General features: G+C 50.0%; 17 protein-coding genes. 10 read left to right on the top strand and 7 right to left on the bottom strand.

Features of this window, described 5'->3' with window-relative positions:
- Nucleotides 1–355 (bottom strand): hypothetical protein (locus tag AC9UEO_RS11920; protein ID WP_509533715.1); only part of this gene is annotated, 355 nt, incomplete at its 3' end.
- Here AC9UEO_RS11920 and AC9UEO_RS11915 point away from each other — a divergent pair.
- Together AC9UEO_RS11915 and AC9UEO_RS11910 are read left to right on the top strand one after the other, a co-directional pair.
- Nucleotides 354–2,138, top strand: a complete 1,785-nt coding sequence (locus AC9UEO_RS11915) for a hypothetical protein (RefSeq protein ID WP_509533712.1) — start codon at nucleotides 354–356, stop codon at nucleotides 2,136–2,138. The two genes, AC9UEO_RS11920 and AC9UEO_RS11915, sit on opposite strands and share 2 nt — an antisense overlap.
- Before the next feature lie 15 nt (nucleotides 2,139–2,153).
- Nucleotides 2,154–2,555 carry a DUF1330 domain-containing protein gene (locus tag AC9UEO_RS11910; protein ID WP_509533709.1) on the top strand — a complete coding sequence of 134 codons (402 nt, stop codon included), beginning with the start codon at nucleotides 2,154–2,156 and terminating at the stop codon, nucleotides 2,553–2,555.
- On the opposite strand, the gene AC9UEO_RS11905 is transcribed toward AC9UEO_RS11910, so the two are convergent.
- A complete protein-coding gene (locus tag AC9UEO_RS11905; RefSeq protein ID WP_509533706.1) occupies nucleotides 2,556–2,684 on the bottom strand; it encodes a hypothetical protein in 129 nt (42 codons plus the stop codon).
- A gap of 42 nt (nucleotides 2,685–2,726) precedes the next feature.
- On the opposite strand from AC9UEO_RS11905, the gene AC9UEO_RS11900 reads away from it, so the two are divergent.
- Nucleotides 2,727–3,853, top strand: a protein-coding gene (locus tag AC9UEO_RS11900; RefSeq protein ID WP_509533704.1) for an IS3 family transposase whose coding sequence is annotated in 2 segments (ribosomal slippage) — nucleotides 2,727–2,997 and nucleotides 2,997–3,853 — 1,128 coding nt in all. Because the reading frame shifts where the segments join, the coding sequence is not laid out codon by codon here.
- A gap of 181 nt (nucleotides 3,854–4,034) precedes the next feature.
- Here AC9UEO_RS11900 and AC9UEO_RS11895 read toward each other — a convergent pair.
- The gene (locus tag AC9UEO_RS11895; protein WP_509533701.1) at nucleotides 4,035–5,249 is read right to left on the bottom strand and encodes an acyl-CoA dehydrogenase family protein; all 1,215 of its coding nucleotides are present in this window, start codon (nucleotides 5,247–5,249) and stop codon (nucleotides 4,035–4,037) included.
- 122 nt (nucleotides 5,250–5,371) lie between these two features.
- On the opposite strand from AC9UEO_RS11895, the gene AC9UEO_RS11890 reads away from it, so the two are divergent.
- Complete coding sequence (locus AC9UEO_RS11890) at nucleotides 5,372–5,776, top strand: hypothetical protein (protein WP_509533698.1); 405 nt, start codon at nucleotides 5,372–5,374, stop codon at nucleotides 5,774–5,776.
- An 11-nt stretch (nucleotides 5,777–5,787) separates the two neighbouring features.
- Here the strand turns inward: AC9UEO_RS11890 and phnE are convergent, their stop codons facing one another.
- The 4 genes from phnE to AC9UEO_RS11870 are packed head-to-tail and all read right to left on the bottom strand — an operon-like array spanning nucleotide 5,788 to nucleotide 11,420.
- Entirely contained in the window at nucleotides 5,788–7,455 is a 1,668-nt protein-coding gene (phnE, locus tag AC9UEO_RS11885; RefSeq protein ID WP_509533746.1) for a phosphonate ABC transporter, permease protein PhnE, read from the bottom strand.
- Between the two features lie 8 nt (nucleotides 7,456–7,463).
- Nucleotides 7,464–8,279 (bottom strand): phosphonate ABC transporter ATP-binding protein, encoded by an 816-nt coding sequence (phnC, locus tag AC9UEO_RS11880; protein WP_509533695.1) that lies wholly within the window; start codon nucleotides 8,277–8,279, stop codon nucleotides 7,464–7,466.
- A 2-nt stretch (nucleotides 8,280–8,281) separates the two neighbouring features.
- Nucleotides 8,282–9,391 carry a phosphate/phosphite/phosphonate ABC transporter substrate-binding protein gene (locus AC9UEO_RS11875; RefSeq protein ID WP_509533692.1) on the bottom strand — a complete coding sequence of 370 codons (1,110 nt, stop codon included), beginning with the start codon at nucleotides 9,389–9,391 and terminating at the stop codon, nucleotides 8,282–8,284.
- A 40-nt stretch (nucleotides 9,392–9,431) separates the two neighbouring features.
- Nucleotides 9,432–11,420 (bottom strand): choice-of-anchor I family protein, encoded by a 1,989-nt coding sequence (locus tag AC9UEO_RS11870; protein WP_509533689.1) that lies wholly within the window; start codon nucleotides 11,418–11,420, stop codon nucleotides 9,432–9,434.
- A gap of 201 nt (nucleotides 11,421–11,621) precedes the next feature.
- Between AC9UEO_RS11870 and AC9UEO_RS11865 the strand changes: the two genes are divergently transcribed.
- The 6 genes from AC9UEO_RS11865 to AC9UEO_RS11840 all read left to right on the top strand — a co-directional run.
- A complete protein-coding gene (locus tag AC9UEO_RS11865; RefSeq protein WP_509533686.1) occupies nucleotides 11,622–12,077 on the top strand; it encodes a phosphonate C-P lyase system protein PhnG in 456 nt (151 codons plus the stop codon).
- Nucleotides 12,077–12,709: a phosphonate C-P lyase system protein PhnH gene (locus AC9UEO_RS11860; protein ID WP_509533683.1), complete on the top strand. Its 633-nt coding sequence runs from the start codon at nucleotides 12,077–12,079 to the stop codon at nucleotides 12,707–12,709. The genes AC9UEO_RS11865 and AC9UEO_RS11860 overlap by 1 nt, the downstream gene beginning before the upstream one ends.
- Nucleotides 12,709–13,779 (top strand): carbon-phosphorus lyase complex subunit PhnI, encoded by a 1,071-nt coding sequence (locus AC9UEO_RS11855; protein ID WP_509533681.1) that lies wholly within the window; start codon nucleotides 12,709–12,711, stop codon nucleotides 13,777–13,779. Before AC9UEO_RS11860 ends, AC9UEO_RS11855 begins: the two co-directional genes overlap by 1 nt.
- The gene (locus AC9UEO_RS11850; RefSeq protein ID WP_509533678.1) at nucleotides 13,733–14,662 is read left to right on the top strand and encodes an alpha-D-ribose 1-methylphosphonate 5-phosphate C-P-lyase PhnJ; all 930 of its coding nucleotides are present in this window, start codon (nucleotides 13,733–13,735) and stop codon (nucleotides 14,660–14,662) included. The genes AC9UEO_RS11855 and AC9UEO_RS11850 overlap by 47 nt, the downstream gene beginning before the upstream one ends.
- Nucleotides 14,659–15,513: an ATP-binding cassette domain-containing protein gene (locus tag AC9UEO_RS11845; RefSeq protein WP_509533675.1), complete on the top strand. Its 855-nt coding sequence runs from the start codon at nucleotides 14,659–14,661 to the stop codon at nucleotides 15,511–15,513. The genes AC9UEO_RS11850 and AC9UEO_RS11845 overlap by 4 nt, the downstream gene beginning before the upstream one ends.
- Nucleotides 15,510–15,874 (top strand): ATP-binding cassette domain-containing protein (locus tag AC9UEO_RS11840; RefSeq protein WP_509533672.1); only part of this gene is annotated, 365 nt, incomplete at its 3' end. The genes AC9UEO_RS11845 and AC9UEO_RS11840, both read left to right, overlap by 4 nt.

Raw genomic sequence — 15,874 nt, 5'->3', positions numbered from 1 at the left:
TCGCACCAATCAATACAATCGCGCCGACAACCACGACAACTGTCGTGCCGACAACGACGACAACAACTTCCACAACTGTCGCACCAACAACCACAACAGTTGCGCCAACAACCACGACGACTTCAACAACCATCGCACCAACCACTACGACCACTTCATCAACCATTGCGCCGACAACTACAACAGTTGCGCCTACAACCACGACCATCGCAATCGCACCAATCAATACAATCGCGCCGACAACCACGACAACTGTCGTGCCGACAACAACAACCACACTCCCCAATTCTCTTATTCCCAATGACACGTCTGGGATAGATAAAAAGGTTGAGGGTGTTACAGCAATTGCTGGCATGCCTAAAGACGGTTGGGTCAAAGTTGATAAGGGTGCGACGTCGCTCACCATCACTACGAGTGAAGGCCTAGTTATCAAGATCGGCGCAAAAGTTAAATCTTCAGTCACCTTGCGCTTGAACACTCGCGGTATGCCGATCTTTGAGGCCAATGACTTCATCACCATTGCCGGTGGCGGACTGAAACCATTTACACCTGCATCGACATGGCTCTTTTCAACTCCGACAAAACTGGGTGAGTTGCGAGTAGATGCCAATGGAAACTTCACTGAGGAATACTCCATAGGCGATGCAGTACCCCCCGGGGATCACACTGCACAATTGAATGGCATTGCACCTGATGGCACGTTGCGTGTTGTTGAAGTTGCAGTAGAGATAATTCCAACACCCGAAGTGGTCGTGCCTGCAGTCGCGCAATCATCAACAAGCAAGACTCCACCACCTGCACCACCAATGAGTAACTCAGCAACGATTGCACTGTTGGCATCTGCTCTTGCGCTTTTGGCAGTCTCTCGCAAAAACTCAGACGATGCAGCACCCACGAATACGCCAAATGATTCGGCGATTAATGACTCACCAAGTGGTGACAGTGTTGAACGCGAAGAAGCAGGAGGAGAAATATCCTCAGTTGGTGCGGAATATGGAATTCATTCAAATGAAGTGCGCGAAGACCGATTGCGAACTCCTCGTTTTGAAAGGATTGACACACTTCTCAACAAGATCGCTTCTTCTTTTGATCGAATCTCACCAATGATTGCTCGTGTCGCCGACGACGGCGCATACGCGCGCACGTTGCTCGGCTTCATGTGGCTCTTACTGCCACTGGCAGCTGTTGCAATGGGAATCGCAAGTGCTTTCAATACGAACTTCATCGTTATGATTCCTTCTCTCGAATTAGTAGTCGCAATTTGCATTATCGGAGTAATCGACGCGTTTGCAGGAATGCTGTTTGCACTCAGCTTCGGCATAACTCTCTTACTCGGTGGCGGATTCACTTCAATCGATTCAGTTCGAGGATTTCTTGGCATCGCAGTCTTTTCATTCGCACCACCTCTCGTAGCGGCGGCCACACGACCGTTCCGGCGTGATTCAAGCGAAGAACAGATCGGTTGGAATCGACTTGTGGATTTCGTGCTTAGTGCTCTCTTCGGAGCATGGGCCACTGGAGGCATGTTCGGCGCGCTTCCATCATTGACCACATACAAGCCGTTGCACTCAGACCGAACAGATCTCATACAGTTAATTGTCCTTATCGCCATTGCGTCACGATGGATACTTGAAAACGTTGCCCGCGCCTACGCACCACAGCGATTACGAACTGTTGAGGTTGAAGAATTCCGTGAAGTCATGCCGATGCAGCCATTCACTTCGCTCATGATCCGCACTGCAATGTTCTTATTTGTAGCAGCAACCTTTATTGGGAATAACTGGGCACTTTGGGTTGGTGGCGCTATGTTTTTCATTCCGAAAGTTATCGGCAAGTTTGCAGATCAATTCCCTAATCTGCCGCGCCTTCATCGATTCCTGCCACGCAACTTATTCCGAGTCGTTGTAATGCTATTTGTTTCCTTGTGGTGGGGAATGTTGATCAATGATCGATACGGCGATTCACCAAATACCGTTCTATATGCATTCGTATTCTTGAGTGTTCCCGGTATCGCACTTGGCATCACTGATTGGTTTGCACGTGACAGCAAAGAGTGGCCTTCCACAGCGGTTTCGAAACTGCTTGGGGTAGCTGTCTTGGTTATTGGCATTCTGTGTGTGCGTGGAGTGATCTTTTAGCTATACAGTTGCCAAATGCAACATATTGAAGCAAACGACGCAGCTATTGACGCGATGCGCGCACTTGACCCCACTGAATCAATCGTCATGCTGAACCTATTGAAGTTTCGAGACATTGCCCTTGATGGCTATGGAGTTGACGGCATGACTGGCGGGCAAGCATTCCGTCGATACGGAGAACTGAATGATTCTGAAGGCGTGAAGTTTGGAAGCGAGCCCATCTGGATGGGATTACCAAAGAACACCATCATCGGCGACGAAGATTGGGACCTTGCAATTCTTGTGCGCTATCCCACTCGCCAACATTTCATCGACAAACTTGACAACGCAAAGTATCGCGAGATCGCAAAAGTGCGTCATGCTGCACTTCTTGACAGCCGATTAGTTGAGATGTCTCAACTAATCCCCGCCGTGTAACTAGACAGCGACGGTGAGAGCGTCGTACTCGTAGACCCAGTCGAGAATCGACATTCCTGGTGGGCTTATCGAGAGAATCATGTCTCGGTCTTTTTGCTCTTGGCCATCAACCAAATGAAATAGGTCCATCTCCTATGAGACAAGTAATCCCGTAAGAATGGGGTTGGGAGGATGGATATGAAACGGACTAGACACACACCTGAGCAGATCGTTCGCAAGCTGCGTGAAGCGGACCGGTTGTTGGCGGAGAACATACCGCTGGCTGAAGTGATGCGACATTTGGAGATATCACATCAGACGTATCAGCGGTGGCGAAGCCAATATGGGGCGATGCGACCTGATGATGTGGCACGACTCAAAACTTTGGAACAAGAAAACGCCCGGTTGAAACGTCTTCTTGCCGAGAAGGAACTTGATAACGACATGTTGAGGATGGTTGCTAAGGGAAAATGGTGACCCCGAACCAGAAACGGGTGGCTGTGTTGGCTCTTGTTGATGAGTTCGGGGTGTCTCAAAGAAGAGCGTGTGTAGTTGTCCATCAGCATCGCAGCACACAACGCCACGAACATGTTCGCAGCCCTCAAGAAGCGTGTTTGCGGCAACGGATCCGGGCGTTAGCAGTGAAATATCCTCGTTATGGCTATCGGCGTGTCCATGTGATGTTGTTGCGTGACGGGTTCGCGGTGAATCGTAAACGGGTGCAACGCTTATGGCGTCTTGAGGACCTGCATGTGCAACGCCCTAAACGTCGCAAACCCAAGATTGCCCGTCAGCCGATTGTTGTTCGGGGCACATATCCGAATCAAGTGTGGGCAATCGATTTTCAGTTTGATGAAACAGCTGACGGACGACCAGTCAAAATCTTGAATGTGACTGACGAGTTCACTCGTGAAGCGTTAGCCACGAACGCAGCACGCCGGATCACTGCAGCAGGCACGATGGCTGTTCTTGATCAGATACGCGAACATCGTGGCGCACCACAGTTTCTGCGTATGGACAACGGACCAGAGTTCATTGCTGACACTTTGCGTGACTGGTGCAAAGAACAAAACATCAAGGCCAACTATTGTGACCCGGGTTCGCCCTGGCAGAACGGTCGAATTGAGTCGTTCAACTCGAGACTCAGAGACGAACTATTGACCCGCGAGGTGTTTGATTCGATGTGGGAAATCCGTTTCATGCTTGAAGAACACCGCAACAACTACAACCATTACCGCCCGCACAGTGCGCTTTCCTATCTGACCCCGGTCGAGTTCGCCACTAAATGGTGGGCCGAAAACCGTGTGTTACCCTCATAAAAGGTGGACCGACAAACGGGGTCCAGGACACTTATTGTTCAATCGGTGTCGATTGCACCGCTTCTATTTGTGATCGGCGCTCTGTTTATTGTTGTCACATTGCTCGTTGGTTTTACAGGCCCACTGCGTCGTCTCAGTGTTGATGCGTCATCTCAAGATGACGCCAGTTGAGCAATTCGAATTACTCGATGCGCAGGCCGGAGATTGCACGAGCAATCACCAGCTGCTGAATCTCTGAAGTTCCCTCAAAGATGGTGTGAATCTTTGCGTCACGGTGCCAGCGCTCGACTGGGTATTCGCGTGTGTAGCCATAGCCACCAAGAATCTGAATTGCTTCTTCAGTAACACGAACTGCAGTTTCAGATGCCTTGTACTTACTCATTGAACCTTCAGCGTTCTTGAAGCCGCCATTCTTCGACAACCATGATGCACGCCAAATCAGAAGGCGTGACGCATCAATTTCAGTGGCCATGTTTGCAAGTTTGAATGCAATGGATTGGTTCATAATGATTGGCTTGCCGAAAGCAACGCGCTCTTTGGCGTAATCGAGTGCGTATTCATAGGCAGCACGTGCAACACCAAGTGCTTGCGCACCAACTGCCGGACGAGTTGCTTCGAAAGTTTTCATTGCAGGCTGTGCACCAGCGGAATGTCCGCCTTCGCGAGCACGCGCAATTTTCGCATCAAGCTTTTCTTTGCCGCCAAGAAGGCAACGACCAGGAACGCGAACATCGTCAAGAACAACTTCTGAAGTGTGCGATGCCTTAATACCGTGCTTCTTGTACTTCTGCCCCATCGACAAACCCTTAGTGTTTGGCGGAATCACGAATGATGCTTGGCCACGACCTTTAAGTTCTGGATCAACTGCTGCCACAACAACGTGAATGTTTGCAATTCCACCGTTAGTGATCCATGCCTTTGTTCCGTTGATTACCCATTCGTCAGTTGCTTCGTCGTAGACGGCGCGTGTGCGCAATGAAGAAACGTCAGAGCCTGCATCTGGTTCTGACACACAGAACGCACCAAGCTTCACATCGTCTGGTGTGCCGTAACACTGTGGCACCCACTCCATCATCTGCTCTGGAGTTCCGTTGCCAGAAATTCCTGCAGCTGCAAGACCAGAACCCATGATTGCCATGCCGAGACCAGCATCGCCCCAGAACATTTCTTCAATAGCCACTGGCATGGTAAGTCCGGTTGGATCTGCCATTGCGCTCATGAGGAAATCAAGACCGTACAAACCGTTCTTTGCGGCTTCTTGCACGATTGGCCATGGGAACTCTTCACGCTCATCCCATTCGTGCGCGTTTGGGCGCATTACGTCAACAGCGAACTGGTGAATCCAGTCTTTGATCTGGAGTTGGTCTTCATTGAGGGAGAGGGAGAAATCAGCCATGGCTCTAACTTACCCGCGGGTAACACCCCTGCGTCAAATAATCAGATGCGTTCTAAAACCCACTGCCAAAGCGGTTCGCCGGGGGCACACATCGTTTGCAGATACCAACTAAGGGGGCTACTTTGGCTTTTACAGAACAAAACAAGCGGCGGCTACATGCCCGCCTTTGTGAAGTCATTGGCACGGAGGAGGCTGACATTCTTATGGAGCAGCTACCGCCAATCACTTGGACCGAATTCGCAACCAAACGAGACCTCGACGAATTGCGCATCGCGACCAAGCACGACATTGAGTTCAGCGCAATCGCTACCCGCACGGATCTTGAACAAATGATTACGAAATCAAGAACCGATCTAGAGAGGTCAATCATGGAAGTGAAACACTCCGTTGAGACCACCAATCTCGAGCTCACAGCAACGATGGAGCGCGGGTTTCGCAATCAAAGCTGGAAGATGTTCACCGCAATCATGTCGTCACAGCTTGTGACAGTCGGCCTTCTTGGGCTGATGATTAATTCGCTGCGGTAACAACCGGCTGACTATTTGAAGAGGCGGCGCATTCCGAGGCCCAGCCATTCAATGACGAGCACGATCAGATAGATCGAAATCACGATTGCCATGGTGATCTTGAATTGGTACACCTTGATTGACTGAATCAGCAGATAACCAATTCCACCACCTCCGACAATTCCCAACACGGTCGACGACCTGAAGAAGACGTCAAGCAAGTAGAACAAGTTCGATACGAATGGCGAGATGAATTGGGGAACCACAGCTGAAAAGAACTCTTGGATTTTCGATGCCCCAACAGCAGTCACGGCCTCGCGAGGAGCTGGGTTCACTTCTTCAAGACTGTCAGCAAAGAGTTTCGCAGCAAATACTGCAACTGTCACACTAAGTGCAAGTGTTCCCGGAACGGGGCCAAGCCCCATCGCACTCACAAAAATTACGGCAATGATTAACTCAGGAATTCCGCGGAGTGCCAGTACTCCAATTCGTGTGCCTAACGAAAAGAATCCGCGCACGTTGATATTGCGCGCCATTAAGACACCAAGCGGCAACGCCACCAATACCCCGAGGAATGTGGACACAATCGAAATAGCGAGCGATTCGACGAGACCCTTGATCAACAGCGATGACTCTCCCCCGGCACCTGGAGGAAACATTTGACGCAAAACTGTCCCCATCTTGTGAGTGTTCTGAACTACGTAGCCCCATTCAATGTTGACGGTGGAAATTGCGAAGAATAATAAGACAGCAAAAAATACAAAGGCGGAAGAGCGGAAGACTCGCTCAGTAGTCCATGGCGGCGTAATTGAACGCTTCTCATATGCAGCTTTATTGAGCGATGCATCGCGACGATTGATAAAAGTCGATAACCACCCGCGCTGCTTGTTCTGCTGCTGGGTTGCTGCCTCGCCAATGAGAGATTGACGAATTGACGTCGACACAACTTCAACAATGAGGATGACGACGAATACAACAGCAACAGCGGCCAACGCTGGCTTGTACTGAATAGTTTCTAATGACTCGGAGATGAGTTGGCCAATTCCGCCAGCACCCACGAGGCCGAGCACTGCTGACCCGCGAATGTTAATTTCAAGGCGAAATAGCGCTGTAGCAATAAAAGAGGGCAACGCTTGAGGTATCACGGCAGACCGGATACGTTGACGACGAGTTGCACCAACAGATGTCACAGCATCGCCTGACACTTCGTTTGCTTCTTCGATGGAGTCTGAGAACAACTTTCCAATCATGCCGATTGAGTGAATAGCAAGCGCAAGAATTCCGCAAAACGGACCTGGGCCATACGCCACCACGAAAATGGCTGCAAGGATTAGTTCTGGCACAGCGCGAGACAGCGTGATGATGCTGCGACAAACGAATCGAATGATTGGGTGTTTCGTGGTATTTGCAGCTGCACCAATAGCTAACGGGTAGCTCAGAACTACAGCTCCGAATGTTCCGAGTAGAGCTATCCATAACGTTTCTAGCGTTAACGAGATGATGCGGTCAGTGTCTGAGAAATTTGGCGGGTACATCCGCTTGAAAAGGTTGACGACATTCTGCAAGTCATCAAAAAAGGAGAGAACAGACATGTTTAATCTGTTCCACGCCCACCAGACCGCGACAAACCCTGCAAGGACCGATGCAATCTTAAGAAAGTAGAGAGGAGTCAGCGCAGGTGTAGTTCGCCGCGCCTGCACGGTTGAATTCACGCGTATGTCGCTTCGCGCACCACATCCGACGTGCCATGACGACGGTACAGATCCATCACAACGGCAGGATCAATTCCGGTCGTCATCTGATCAAGAACGATTTTCCCGTCACGAAGTCCGATAAGGCGATCTGTTCGACCAATTGCCAATTCCACCTGGTGAAGACTGCACAACACTGTCATGCCGTCTTCACGAGCGATTGTTGAAATCAAATCAAGAACTTGATTGGATGATTCAGGGTCTAAGGAGGCAACCGGTTCGTCAGCAAGAAGCACTTTCGGTTCCTGCATCAAACTGCGCGCGATAGCAACACGCTGCATTTGGCCACCAGACAAAGTCTCGGCCCTCTGGAAAGCCTGAGCACCCAAACCAACACGATCAAGGCGTTCAAGCGCGAGAACGCGCAGAGCCTTCGGATATGTACGAAGGCCGAGGCGTGGTCCACGAAGTCGCCCAAGTGAGCCGATCAACACATTCTCAAGACATGTAGCACGCCCGACAAGACCAAACTGCTGAAAGATGAATCCCATGTGGCGTCGAAGCTCTCTGAGTTCTGCGGGCTTAGCAAGACCAACATCAACACCAAGTGCGTTTACCGTGCCAGATGTTGGGGTGTGGAGTCCATTGATGAGACGCATCAATGTTGACTTTCCCGAACCGGACAAACCAAGCAGGCCAACGACTTGGCCCTCAGGAACCGTAAAAGACACATCGTCTACTGCAAGTGTGCCGTTGGGGAAACGCTTCGAGAGCGCCGCGACGGTAATTGTCGCGACGCTCTCATTAGCTACCACTTCTAAATGTGGTGACATTGTTACGCTTTGCAGGCGGTTGACTTAGTTGCTTCGCATACCTTGCGAATTGTGTCGTAGAACGCATCAGTAACAGAGATGAATGATGTTGTGTTCTTATCTTCCACGATGATGCAAGTTGCGACCGATGTGCAACCGTTGTAACCCTTTGAAGTGAAGTATTCCTTGTTGAGTTTGGTCAACAAGATGTTTTTTACTGCTGCACGGAATGAAGCAGGAAGCAATGAGCTGATTGTGAATGGACCATTAGGAATCGGACTTGATTCCCAAATTGTCTTGTAATCGGCTTTGTTCATTGCTGCAAACGTTCCAGTTCCAATGGCGGCAACTGTCGCTTCCTGGGCGAAGGCTGCGTCACACTGACCAGCTCCAAGTCCGAGAATTGAGTTGTCATGTGAGCCCTTGAAGGACTGAGTCAGATCACTCAACTTGAGTCCAGCGGAAAGGATTGCTTCTGTTGGAATCAAGTTTCCAGATGTTGAAGTTGAAGATACGAAGCACACTGTCTTACCCTTAAGACCAGCAATGCTTGTGATTGTGCTTCCAGTTGGAACGACCAATTTCGAAGTATACGAAGTGGTTCCATCAACATATTTTGTGATGCCGAGCGGTTCAATCCTTGCACCATTCAGTTTGGACACGATGTAGGACATTGCGCCCCATGCAACCATGTCAACTTTCTTAGCGATTGAAGCCTCGATTACTCCGGCATACGAAGTACCAGCGTAAAACTCAACAGGCATTCCCAGTTCATCCTTGAACAACTGGATAAGTCCGTCCCACTTTGTTTGCATTGTTGTTACGTTCTCAGCTGGAACGCCGCCAACGATGAACTTTGTTGGCCAGCCGGTCTTATCAAGCTTGGCCAAATCAATTGCTGGAGCAGTTGTTGCAAGAGCAGCAACTTTTGTCCACGTGTACTTCTTGGTCTTTGAGCTGAATGTGCACTTGAAACTTGTTGTTCCAGTCTTTGTGGTTTTTCCGTACTGAAGCTTCGTGCATTTGTCATTGATCTTTACTGAAGGAGCAGATGCACCAGCAGTTGAAGTCATTGCGAATGTAGAAGTGAGTGCGAAAACTGTGGCGACCACTGCCTTCATTGATTTTTTCATGATGATATTTCTCCTGTGTTAAGGGTGTTAGGTGTAACGATTATTTCGACTTGACTGAAACCACTGATGATTTCGCGCCATTTCCGTCGACTGAAGTTGGGGTGATTGTGCACTTGAATGCTGCATTGCGCTTGGCCGCCGGCACAGTGATCGAGATCTTTGTTGAGGTTCCGGTTTTGGAAAGCTTGCCCTTAGGTGAGGTGCACGATGCCATGTAACCGGTAACCGCGCCCTTCCATCCCAGTGCTGCAGGAGCCTTGAATGACAATGCAATCTTGCCCGCGGTCGCCGTAGCTTTTACTGAACGAGGCGCTGTTGGCAATTTGCTAGGAATCTCATAGATACCGACGGTTCCTGAAAGCTCGTATGAAACAACGACCAGTGCTGAACCTGTTGGGCTGTCCTCTGGCGAGACGAACATGATTCCTTCTGGTGAAACGTCACCAGCAGTAGACATTGCCTTGCCCGCAATGAGGTTTCCTTCACGAACTGATGTGTTGATGTAATCAACAAACACAGGCTTGAGTGGGTCGTTTCCATCGAACAATGCGATGCCGCCATCGCGTTCCATTCCTACAACAATCCACTGTGTTCCGTATGCAGTTCCTACTGCAACGCCTTCTACCTCAGGTCCCTTTTTGGTTGAACGAGATTCGAGGGCATTTGGTCCGCCATTGGTGGTGTTCCAGTCACTGTTGTAACCAGCTGGGTTCAACTGAGCAGTAATGGTCTCAAGCAAATCTCCTGAGTCCCAGACTTGGTCCATTGTGTCGACGCCGTCAACATTTGCTGGACGCCACACAGAGAAAGAACGAGCACCAAATGAGTAAGCAGTCTTGACTTTTGTGCTTGAAGTGATCGCAATAGCACGTGCAGTTGCTGGAGCAAACGGTGTAACTACCAGGGAACCGACTGCATCCTTCACTGCTGTGATGCCAGCGTCCGTGGAATCGTAAATTGAAGAAATTTTCGAATCTTCAGACTCAAGCGTCGTGGTTGAAGTTCCTCCAAGAAGGCATGCGTACGAGCGTGCATCTCCCTCATTGGCTGTCACTACGTAATTGGTACCATCGGCACCTTTGAGACTTGCGATTGCGTCTGGCTGGTACATGCCCTGCACGGTCTGTGTAGCAACAGTTGCCTTGCCGTCAGCGATTGCGTCAAGGCCCTTACCGGCTTCTGAATGCTTCTTGTATCCAAGACCGCTTATCTCGAGAATTGACTTCGTAGCTACGTCAATTGTTGCAATTGAGTTGTTCTCTTGCAAAGTGACATATGCATATTTGCTGTCCGCTGAGAACGTGATGTACTCCGGCTCAAGGTCTTGTGCAGTCGTTGCGTTCGGACCAAAAACACGTCCCCCCTGGAACGTAAGTGCGCCAGCGCGATCGTTGTACGCCTCAAAGTTGAGCGTCGTTGCTGCAGATGGAACAGAACCTGAAACATCAATGAACGAGATTGAGCCATACGGGTCAGTAGTTGTCGGTAGCTTTCCGTCGGTCAAGCAATATGACGCTGGTTCTCCTTCATTTGCAGAAACAAGGTAACGGCCATCTGGTGAGAATGAGACATGGTCAGGAAGTGCTCCGACTTCGATACCGCTCTCTGTGCCCTTCACCAATTTGCCGTTTGTGTCGGCGAAGAAGATCTTTCCATTTGACTGCGTGGTCACCACAGATGTGGCGATTGCCACGAGACCATCTTTTGCAGCGACACTCTGAATGCCAATAACACCCTTGGCTGCGAGGTCGATTGACTTCACTTTTTGTGGGTACGTCGGATCAGAGATGTCAACGATGTCAATTTGATTCGTTGCACCATTGGTCACGAAAATTCGCTGGGTCGCTGGGTCGTATGCTGAAATCTCAGCTCCACCGATTCCGCTACCGCTGACCCAACGGCCGAGGTAGTTGAGCCCCATGCCAGTGGTGGTGCCAGCTGATGCAGTGTGAGACATGGTTAATGGGAGGACGAGAGCAACCAGTGAGATGGCTGCTACCGCTTTAGGGAATTTTGATATGCGCTTCATTAGGGAGAAAAGATAGACAACCGTGATTGCGTCAAAGGAACGACTCGTTAACTTTTAAGCAATTTTTGAATGAACGCTTGGTGTCGTGAATTTGCTCTGGACAACAAACCAAATTCAACAAACTCTTGCGTTCACTTACTCTTCACCTGGACGCCGTCCGAAGGAAAGATTTCGTTCGGAAGACAGCGATAATTTCCAAATGTGATTGACACTTCATCTTCCTCGATGTCTCGAGAAGACATCTGTTCATCTCTCGCAAACAGTGATGCTGTTGCCCTGGAAACATTGATTAATTCACTGATTGCCCGTGGGACTATTGCGAATATTGAGATGATTCGTCCTCCATCAACCGGAACGATCCAAATGCAAGTTCGCGAACCTATTTGCGAAGAACGATTCATTGTCGGCGACGCACTGATAACTGTTGCAGAAGTATCAGTCACCGGAACACTCGGATGGGCCATGCGGCTCGGCGGTGATGCAAATGCGGCCGTTGCTGCAGCAGTAGCTGATGCGCATATCGCGCGTGTCGGGTTAGAAGGTGTGCCGGAACTTGCGGAGTTGATTTCGTATACCCAACTGGAATTGGACCGCACAGAGCAACGCGAATGGGCGGAAATTCGAGAAACAATTATTGATTTTGAGGAACTTGACTGATGTCAGATACACAAATTGAAGCTGCTGAACTCAGCGCACGGTTCCTTGATCTTCACGAATCACAAACCATTTTTCGGCTTCTTCTTGATGCGCTTTCCCAGCCAGGGAAAGTTTTCCACCTGCCAGCCGAACTGGTCGCTCGTATTCCAGTTGTTGAAGTTCCCCTACTTGCGTTACTCGGTTACGACACCCCATTTTCACTTGTTTCGGGTGATTCTTCACGCGAGCACCTGATTGCTCGTGCGACATCAGGACGCATCGTGGAACCTGCAGTAGCGGCGTATGTCGGTGTGTGTGACTCTCGCATTGATCTACTTCCAATGGGGTTCTGCCTTGGCACGCCAATGCGTCCAGACACTGCAGCACAAGTATCAGTGCAGGTAAACGGAATCTTTACTTCTGCTACAGAGTCAACCGCCACTCTGCATGTCAGGGGTCCAGGAGTAGAAACAACAAATCATGTCTCTTGTGATGGAGCGACCACGGGTGAATTGGAATTTCTCCTTCGTCGTGATTGGACAGCTCCACGAGGCCTTGACATGTGGATCATTGGAGTTGACGGGTCTTTTTTTGGAATACCACGAACCAGCCGAATCAGTGCTGGTCCATCGTGGAGCAAAGGAGTGTCCTAATGGGTTATGCAGCAGCTCGAGGAGGCTTAAACGCAATTCTCACCGCAGAAAATTTGGTGCGTCGCTTACGAGATCTAGACCCGAGTGAACGAATCGAACTTGATCAATTCACTGGACGCTTGCGATTGCTTGTTGACCGCGTGATGGGCGAATCTGGTTTATGGGCACCTGAACTTGCAGCCATGGCACTTCGCCAAGGTGAGGGTGACTTGATTGAAGCAGTTCACTTGTTACGTGCGTATAAATCAACCCTAGGCAGATTAGATACAGCCATACCTGTGCATGCAAATGACATTCAGTTGGTGCGTCGTGTTGTGCCAGCGTTTCGTGAACCAGGCGGCCCGCAAATACTTGGGCGTAGTACCGATTACACAGCACGCATGTTGACAACCACTGATCGCGACATTGTCGATGCAAGTGATTCAACGACCACGCTTGATACTGCTCTAAAGACTCGCCCCAGCAATAGCCGCATGAGCGATGTGTTGCGTGACATGGATCTACTTGTTGACCGCAGACGTACAGACGACCCTGAACCTTTTGACATCACACGTACCCCGGCTAAACCTCCTGCACCGCGATCAGCGCTTCTGTCATCGATGGCTAGAGCAGAGACTGGCGCACTAGTTAACCAGTGGTATCGCAACATTCTTGGCCCTGATGGCTACTTGCATGAAGTCACACTGGGTGAAGTTCGTCATGGAAAGTTGCCTATCAATGTTCGTCATCCGATGACCGGTGGAAGCGTGAACATCGGAAGTTTCCGTGCAACAGAAGTGGAAGCTATTGAAGATTTGAACGGAAGTGAAGAAGACCGAACACGCTTCGATGTTGGTTACGGATTTTGTTTTGGACACAACGAAAGAAAAGCAATTGCAATGGCGAATCTAGACATTGCTTGCTACCGAGACGGGGCAAAATCCGGACTTGAGCAATCTCTGTTAATGACAACAGATGGGCTTGATTCCGCTGGCTTTCTTGAGCATCTCAAATTGCCTCACTACGTGACTTTCCGCTCAATGGTTGAACGAAAAGTTGCAGTACGACGAGTTGCTGATGGGAAGAACTGAAATGACTCTGGAAGCAACAGTGAATTCATTACCGACAACCATCGCTGAACTAGTTGGTCACCGAACAACTGAGACATTTGCCCTGCTTGACGAAGAATCAAAGCGCGAGATTCGGCGTGCGCTCTTGCAAGCTGTGTGCATTCCTGGTTATCAAGTCCCCTTCGGATCTCGTGAGATGCCCGTTGCACGCGGATGGGGTTCAGGTGGCTTGCAAGTCACACTCGCCTGTGTTGGTGCTGACGACGCAGTGAAAGTAATTGACCAAGGTGATGACGAAGGCGTCAACGCTGTCAACCTTCGTCGGTTGGTCACCATGTCAACCGGAATTGACGAGACCACAGAAGTTGACGAGGCCACTCTGATTCAGAGCCGCCATCGCATTCCTGAAGACGACATGAACGAAAACCACATTCTGATTCTTCAAGTTCCTGTTCCAGAGCCGCTTCGTGGAATTGAACGTGACATTCGTGAACTTGCACGCATGCATGCTGAGGCTGACTACTCACGCATGTGGGTGAGTTTGTATGAAGACAAGGTACGCAATGGTGTCATCACACAATCAACGGGGTATCCATGTTTGGTTGCTAGTCGATACATCGTTGCAACGACACCAATCCCCCGGTGGGATATTCCACGTCTTCACCAATCAAAATTTCTCACTCTGTTTGGTGCCGGACGCGAAAAGCGTGTGTACGCAATTCCCCCGTACACCGATGTAGAGCCGTTGACATTTGAAGACGTTCCCTTTGAAGTGGAATCTGCCGATGGCGCCACGTGCCGATTGTGCGGTTCAAGCGATTCGTTCTTAGTAGAGATGCCTGGCAAACAGGAATCTTGGTCATGCAGTGATACCGCTTGGTGTCGTAGACAGAGGAACACATGACATCAATACATGTACCATCACCCATCATTCAAGTACGCAATTTGGGTAAGTATTACGGCAACTTTGACCCTGCCATGATCGACCGAACCGGACCAGAACACGGAACCGCACGTGACCATGTCACTGCTTCCATTGTTGCTGCGTGGGGTGTCAACTTCGACGTTGCAGCCGGTGAGGCGCTTGGCATCGTTGGTGAATCAGGTTCTGGCAAATCAACAGTTCTTCGCTGTATCGCGGGTGATGTTGCAGCATCTACTGGAGATGTCCGGTTGACACCATTTGAAGACGGCAATGTAAATATCTTGGAACTTGACCCGTCTGCACGACGCCAACTACGTATCAACACATTGTCGGTTGTGTACCAAGACCCTGCAGAGGGGTTAGCCCTAGGCGTCACAGCTGGCGGAAACATTGCAGACCCGTTGACTGCCGCCGGATGGAGAAACTTCGGCGCAATCAGAGACCGTGCACGTGAATTACTGGCTCGCACTGAAGTTCCGCTTGATCGAATGGACGACATTGTTCGGAATTTCTCTGGTGGCATGCGCCAGCGCGTTCAAATCGCTCGCGCCCTGGCAAACAAGCCACCGATTCTCTTGCTGGACGAGCCAACAACTGGGCTTGATGCAAGCGTTGCATCAGGTGTACTCGACTTGATTCGTCAACTCCTCGAAGAGTTGCAAGTAGCGGCAATTGTTGTTTCACACGACTTTGGCGTGATTGAGATGCTCACTGAGCGTTGTTTAGTCATGCAGCACGGTCGTGTGGTGGAAGATGCATTAACCGATCAACTGCTTGAAGACCCACATCACCCGTATAGCCAAAAACTTGTTGCGGCGGCACGGACATGACGATGACAATGAATAAGACGCTTCCGATTCTTGATGTTCGGAATGTCTCGAAGTCATTCACGCTCCACAACATTGACGGCCGCACGGTCACGGCATTGGAAGATGCTTCATTTGTTGTGCACCCAGGTGAACATGTCTCGCTTGCTGGTTCTTCTGGAGCAGGAAAATCCACTCTCCTTCGACTCATTTACCGTACCTACTCAATTACTGCAGGCTCCGTAAAATTTCGTTTGGCGAATGACGAATGGGTCGACATTGCTCAACTCCCAGATGCCGAAGTAATTGCACTTCGCGGTCGCGAAATCGGTTATGTTTCACAATTTCTCCATGCTCAACCTCGTCGTTCTGTCATTGACTTAGT

It is taken from the genome of Limnohabitans sp., assembly GCF_040401495.1.
In the GTDB taxonomy this organism is placed as follows: Bacteria; Pseudomonadota; Gammaproteobacteria; order Burkholderiales; family Burkholderiaceae_C; genus Limnohabitans.
This window is presented reverse-complemented; position numbering and strand designations above follow the sequence as displayed.

What these genes read in the sequence shown, in the direction of transcription:
- AC9UEO_RS11915 (WP_509533712.1), top strand. Translation starts at nt 354, where the DNA reads ATGCCTAAAGACGGTTGGGTCAAAGTTGATAAGGGTGCGACGTCGCTC.
- AC9UEO_RS11910 (WP_509533709.1), top strand. Translation starts at nt 2,154, where the DNA reads ATGCAACATATTGAAGCAAACGACGCAGCTATTGACGCGATGCGCGCA.
- AC9UEO_RS11905 (WP_509533706.1), bottom strand. Translation starts at nt 2,684, where the DNA reads ATGGACCTATTTCATTTGGTTGATGGCCAAGAGCAAAAAGACCGAGAC.
- AC9UEO_RS11895 (WP_509533701.1), bottom strand. Translation starts at nt 5,249, where the DNA reads ATGGCTGATTTCTCCCTCTCCCTCAATGAAGACCAACTCCAGATCAAA.
- phnC (WP_509533695.1), bottom strand. Translation starts at nt 8,279, where the DNA reads ATGTCACCACATTTAGAAGTGGTAGCTAATGAGAGCGTCGCGACAATT.
- AC9UEO_RS11875 (WP_509533692.1), bottom strand. Translation starts at nt 9,391, where the DNA reads ATGAAAAAATCAATGAAGGCAGTGGTCGCCACAGTTTTCGCACTCACT.
- AC9UEO_RS11870 (WP_509533689.1), bottom strand. Translation starts at nt 11,420, where the DNA reads ATGAAGCGCATATCAAAATTCCCTAAAGCGGTAGCAGCCATCTCACTG.
- AC9UEO_RS11860 (WP_509533683.1), top strand. Translation starts at nt 12,077, where the DNA reads ATGTCAGATACACAAATTGAAGCTGCTGAACTCAGCGCACGGTTCCTT.
- AC9UEO_RS11855 (WP_509533681.1), top strand. Translation starts at nt 12,709, where the DNA reads ATGGGTTATGCAGCAGCTCGAGGAGGCTTAAACGCAATTCTCACCGCA.
- AC9UEO_RS11845 (WP_509533675.1), top strand. Translation starts at nt 14,659, where the DNA reads ATGACATCAATACATGTACCATCACCCATCATTCAAGTACGCAATTTG.